Annotated in this window: 4 protein-coding genes and 4 tRNA genes; all 8 read right to left on the minus strand. The window is 51.2% G+C overall.

What is annotated here, in order from left to right:
* Nucleotides 1–182: 182 nt before the first annotated feature.
* The 8 genes from Y017_RS06010 to Y017_RS06045 all read right to left on the minus strand — a co-directional run bounded on the left by Y017_RS06010 (nucleotide 183) and on the right by Y017_RS06045 (nucleotide 4,822).
* Nucleotides 183–258 (minus strand) — tRNA-Thr (locus Y017_RS06010).
* 44 nt (nucleotides 259–302) lie between these two features.
* Nucleotides 303–376 (minus strand) — tRNA-Gly (locus Y017_RS06015).
* Nucleotides 377–452: 76 nt separating this feature from the next.
* A tRNA-Tyr gene (locus tag Y017_RS06020) sits at nucleotides 453–536 on the minus strand.
* Between the two features lie 77 nt (nucleotides 537–613).
* Nucleotides 614–689: transfer RNA gene (locus Y017_RS06025), tRNA-Thr, on the minus strand.
* Nucleotides 690–772: 83 nt separating this feature from the next.
* Entirely contained in the window at nucleotides 773–1,420 is a 648-nt protein-coding gene (locus Y017_RS06030) for an SPOR domain-containing protein (RefSeq protein ID WP_035459626.1), read from the minus strand.
* Between the two features lie 17 nt (nucleotides 1,421–1,437).
* A complete protein-coding gene (locus Y017_RS06035; RefSeq protein ID WP_011587664.1) occupies nucleotides 1,438–2,175 on the minus strand; it encodes a type III pantothenate kinase in 738 nt (245 codons plus the stop codon).
* Complete coding sequence (locus Y017_RS06040; RefSeq protein WP_035459629.1) at nucleotides 2,172–3,134, minus strand: biotin--[acetyl-CoA-carboxylase] ligase; 963 nt, start codon at nucleotides 3,132–3,134, stop codon at nucleotides 2,172–2,174. The genes Y017_RS06035 and Y017_RS06040 overlap by 4 nt, the downstream gene beginning before the upstream one ends.
* Before the next feature lie 5 nt (nucleotides 3,135–3,139).
* The gene (locus Y017_RS06045) at nucleotides 3,140–4,822 is read right to left on the minus strand and encodes an AMP-binding protein (RefSeq protein ID WP_035459630.1); all 1,683 of its coding nucleotides are present in this window, start codon (nucleotides 4,820–4,822) and stop codon (nucleotides 3,140–3,142) included.
* Nucleotides 4,823–5,522: the final 700 nt, after the last annotated feature.

Here is a 5,522-nt window from a genome sequence, read left to right on the forward strand (position 1 = left end):
TTACGTTCAAACTTTTCCTTAGCCACGACTCTTCACCTCTTAATTTGGCTGTGCTTTTTCGCCATATGGCGCGCATACACCCGAGAAAGACACATTTAAGGACTGCAATCTATGCCTGCAGACCACCCTGGCACCATCAAGACACATGAAGCCAGGCCCAGGATATACCCGAGCCCGGAAACTGGAGCTCATGACCGGATTTGAACCGGTGACCTCACCCTTACCAAGGGTGTGCTCTACCTACTGAGCTACATGAGCATAACCTTCATGCCACCTTAGCGGCAGCCAAACTTCTCCGGATTTGGAGCGGGTAGCGGGAATCGAACCCGCACCATCAGCTTGGAAGGCTGAGGTTCTACCGTTGAACTATACCCGCTAACCTTGCTTGCCTTTCAGCAATCCGGCTTTTGGTTTCCCTAGCGACAACTGCCGCACGGCAAAACCAACTTATCTGGTGGAGGGGGGAGGATTCGAACCTCCGAAGCTTTCGCGTCAGATTTACAGTCTGATCCCTTTGGCCACTCGGGAACCCCTCCAGAAAAGGGCCTACATTCTCTTTACACTTCAATAACTTGTCAACTTCTTTTCAAGTAGTCACCAAGCATTTATAAATTGGAGCTGGCGAGAGGAGTCGAACCCCCGACCGGCTGATTACAAATCAGCTGCTCTACCAACTGAGCTACGCCAGCTCACAAGGGTTGCGAATTCTATAGAAAGGCATGGGGGGACGCAATCCACTTAGGCAACAAACGCCTAATAATTGCGCAGCAACTCAGCGACAGGACACCTTGGAAAGATTAAGCGATTGATTTGCCTCAAGAAATACTTTTAGGTCAGGATTATTTTCAACCGATGAATCAGACAAATACAGCCAATACTCCGTCACATTGCGGGACGTTTCACGAACAAACGCCGGGTAACCCGCATTCTGCATCTTCACGCGAAGCCCTTCAGCCGATTCTGCACTAGAAAAATAGCCCAGAGAGATGGCATTGGCATCTTTTCCATTCTTAACTACAAAGCTGTCGATTCCATGATCCTGCAACTCACGCAATACTTGCAGAGCCCGCGCTCTGCCCGCATAAGGAGGCAAATAGACCCAATTAAGCCTATCCTTTTGCACACTCAAACTTCGCACGCTGCCCGACAAGCCAATGGCTCTAAGCTGAACGGCGCCCGCCTCAGCTCTTTCTTGATTTTTCCAAGGCCCTACTACCGTACACAAACTCCCACTAGGCACACCGGCCTCGCCTCCACTGCGTGGCTGCGGCCGCTCTGCAAGCAATTGCAGCCGCTCATCATCCGCATGCCTTGGCTCAGAAAGATTCAGAGACGCTGATTCGGGGGATAGCGATCCGACCAACTGAAAGCCTACGTAGACCAAGTTGATCACTAACAAACTATAGAATATCCACCGCACAGCAGCCCCCTTATTATTTATTGTTGTCGTGCCGCCACCCGCTCCAATCCATCTAGGACTAAATCAGGGGCATGCAGGAACTCAAACGTAAACGCACCAATGAGCTCCGGGGCATCTCCGCCGGTAACTAGCACTTTGCAAGTATCATCAAGCACTTGGCGCAGTTCAAGCACCACCTCCGTGACAAAGGCCACAGACATGCGCAAGAGTCCGTTATGGACACACTCACCGGTAGACCGCCCCAATCCCAATTGCGCCATTCCCGGCTCAATGTGCACATCCGATGTATCTCTCAGCAAGGCGCCTCGCAACATCCCAAGGCCAGGCACAATGTAGCCACCAAGAAAAGTGCCGCGCGAATCAACAGCATCAATAGTTAACGCACTGCCACAGTCTATAATGATGGAGGCACCATAACGCTGAAAGCCTTCAATCATTGCCACCCAACGGTCCACTCCCAGCTTTCTCGGCTCTGGATAACAGCTTTCCACGCCAAAATCTGACTGACAAGAATAATAGAAATGGGGCTCGCAACGAATAGCCTCCTTCAGGTAATAAGCAATTGTTTCATCAGCCTCCGGCCCGGCCACCGAGGCCACCCATATTTCACTCGGCATGCCTACTAATGATCTCAGCATGAGCTCAACCACTCGTGACCACTCACGCTCATGGCGCCCCCCGCCTTGGTGTATGACATCACCATCGCGGTAGCGCCACTTCATGGCGGTATTCCCCACATCAACAAACAGCATCATTGAATTCTCAAACTCACTTCTCCTCCATAAAGAGAACGGATCCCATCGTCAGTTTCCAGCAACAACGCACCATCAGACGCCACCCCGACAGCAACCCCGACAACATTCTGACCTGTAGCACTGACCACCACTTTTTTACCGGACACGGCATCAAAGTCTGCAAACGCCCCCTTAAAGGCATCAAACCCTTGCGCCTGAAAAAGTGGCAGCATATCCATTAACTGAGTAATCACCTGGCTTGCCAGCTCCGTTCGCGAGGGCATCACCGTTAGCACAGTGGCTAGGTCAGTCCACCGTTGGTCGATCAACTCCGCCTGAGCGGCAGTCATGCGACCATTGAGCCCAACGCCAATCACAACATCCACCCGCCCCTCCATTTCACCTGCCAGCTCAATCAATATGCCGCCAACCTTCGCACCATTCACTAACAAATCGTTGGGCCACTTGAGCGCAACAGGAAGGGCGGGGTCGAACGCACGCAACGCCTCACCCACCACAACGCCAACCGCCAGACTCAAGCCGCCTAAAGCAGAAAAGCCACCATTTAGCGTGAAGCGAATAGAAGCATAAAGATTAGCCGCAAAAGGAGACTGCCAGGCACGACCTCGACGACCACGACCCGCCTGCTGACATTCGGTAATGAAAACTTGAGGACGGACAACAGGGCCACTCAGAGCCAATGCATCCGCATTGGTAGAGCCTGTCACCCACTGATAATGTAAATCTGCAGCGCCATGCAAATGGCGCCTAACGATGCCTGGGTCAATCAATTCCAGAGGCTGAGCCAGCCGATAGCCCTTTCCTTTTACAGACTCGAGGGCAAGACCAAAGTCGGTAAGCCGCCGCACTCGCTTCCAGACTCCCGCCCGCGAAATACCAAGCTCATCGCCTAGCTCAGAGCCAGAACGAAAGGAACCGTCAGAAAGAAGGCGAACCAACGCTAGGTCCGCCTCCTTCATCTCGCTCACGCTTCCCAAACCACTCCTCGGGTCTTAGACCATCGAACAATTGCATCGCCATAACGTTTTTCGATTTCGTTACGCTTCAATTTCAGCGTCGGCGTGATCAGGTTGTTTTCAACGGTCCAGGCATCCTTACACACGATTAGGGTGGTCAAACGCTCATGCGGGTCCAGCTCTTCATTGACGCGCGCCAATAACTTCTCCAGCTCCTTGTTGAAGCGCTCTTTCTCACCATCCTTGCTCAAGCGCTCCTGCTCTTCCGGAGTAAGATTGAGCAATGCCACCGGCTGCCCCATACCTTGACCAATCACGCAGGCTAATTCGAGTCCAGGCATTGTCGACAGACGATTCTCGATGGGTGCCGGCGCAACATATTTGCCCTTCTCCGTCTTAAAAATCTCTTTAACCCGGCCAGTGATACGCAGGCGACCTTTACCGTCGATTTCGCCCACATCACCAGTGTGCAGCCAACCATCTTCGGTCAAATCTTCCGCTGTTTTATCCGGCTGCTTGTAGTAACCCTTCAGATTACCCACACTACGCACCAAAATCTCACCACCATCACCAATGCGGCACTCAACACCGTCATTGGGCGTACCAACCCAACCAATCTGTTGATCACCCTCTTCCGTAGAATGCGACCAAGCCAGGTTTTCTGTCATGCCGTACCCTTCAAGAATTTCTAGATCCAGCTTTTTGAACCAGGCAATAATCTCGGGGGACAGCGCAGCAGCCCCTGACAACGCGATACGGCATTCATCCAGCCCCATGGCACCAAGTATCTTCTTCTTGATAATCTTATTGACGATTGGAATCTTCAGTAAAAGATTCAGTTTTTTCGGTGGCAGCGCTTCAGAAGCTTTCTGATAAAACTTAGACCAGATACGGGGCACAGCAAAAAAGACCGTCGGTTGCGCACGCTTGATGTCTTCACCGAAGGTATCAAGCGATTCGGCGAAGAAAATTTTGTTTCCCACATAGAGAACAGCGATTTCCACAGCAACACGTTCAGCCACATGAGATAGCGGCAAATAAGAGATCATGCGTCCGTCCGGCTTCAGGTCATACAGTTTGATCATCTTTTCCCCCACAGTGGAAAGACCTTCAAAATCGTGCATTACCCCCTTCGGCATCCCTGTGGTCCCCGAAGTGTAAACAATGGTAGCGAGGTCGGTCAGGGCCGGAGCGTTTACTTCAAGCAAAGGAGCCGTGTCACGGATAATATCTGGCCACTTCGGGAAGTCCTTCAACACATCTGCAGGAGCTAGACTCAAGGCGATCTGCTGAACACCGTCAGGTACACCGGCTTTCATTATGTCCCAGTCGTCAAGCTTGCCGACAAAAAGGAATTTGGATTCGCTGTGCTCCAGAATTTGGCGCACGGTTTCAGCCACAAGGGTTGGGTATAAAGGAACGCTAACGCCTCCTGCCATCCAAATCGCCACATCGGTAATAATCCACTCAGCACAGTTCTTAGAAACCAGCGCAACATGGTCACCTTTCTGCATCCCGATAGATTGCAAATACGCCGCAATCTTGCGCGCTTCTTCATCTACCTGTTTCCAAGTGTATTCACGCAGCTCGCCACCACCTAGCGGCTGAACAAACGCTACTGCGTCACCCTGTTGCGAACAGAGCCGAGCCAGTGCCTTAAGGGGAGTGATCGTACTCTTATCTGTTATCATAATTCTTAACCTTTCCCGAGTTTAAGATCCAATGAAACGGCCAGCTAAAAGCAAACCGGAGCAGGCATATCCTGCGAATTCCGTTAACTGTGTTTAGCAAATGACTAGGCATCAGCCCGCTGAAGACGGCCGCGGCACGCAGAAACACCTCTCCTGCCACACCTTCTTCACTGCCATCCCAAAACGACAAAAGCAACCATACCACTTTCCCTCATCACTATGGAGCCCCGCACTATCTTGAAACATCATGTAAACGCTTGTTTACTTTACAAATAACCAATCTCCGGGAGCAAAGAGTCGAGCCTTACAGGTACTGAAAAAAGAACATTACGAAACGCATTAGAAAGGAAGCAACTGAATACAATTTAGCCCCGCATACTCTCCTATTATTAAGCTAACGCTCTTGAATAATCTGGTAGACCGGCTTGTGATATAGACTAAGCGAGACGTGCCAGCCCGGAAGACCAGAGAGGGAGGACTGAAGTGGACCTCTAACCGCAATTGATCTCCGCCCATCGCGACAACACTCCATAGCTTCACACCTCAGGACACTGAGGCGCACGTCGCTTTTCAACAGCTTGTAGCTAGTCAGTGATTCTTTCGTGAAAGGTGTAGTAAAAGCAGTTTTTTGACATGGTCGAAGAGCTGGCGAGGTTAGAAAAGGTCGTCGATAGTTATAATTTGATTTTAGGCTGCCCGG

Origin of the sequence: Alcanivorax sp. 97CO-5, from assembly GCF_000524665.1 — a bacterium.
Taxonomy (GTDB): domain Bacteria; phylum Pseudomonadota; class Gammaproteobacteria; order Pseudomonadales; family Alcanivoracaceae; genus Alcanivorax; species Alcanivorax borkumensis.

Bases quoted from the DNA above. Each gene is read 5' to 3' on its own strand.
- Y017_RS06035 (WP_011587664.1), bottom strand. From the start codon at position 2,175: ATGATGCTGTTTGTTGATGTGGGGAATACCGCCATGAAGTGGCGCTAC.
- Y017_RS06040 (WP_035459629.1), bottom strand. From the start codon at position 3,134: ATGAAGGAGGCGGACCTAGCGTTGGTTCGCCTTCTTTCTGACGGTTCC.
- Y017_RS06045 (WP_035459630.1), bottom strand. From the start codon at position 4,822: ATGATAACAGATAAGAGTACGATCACTCCCCTTAAGGCACTGGCTCGG.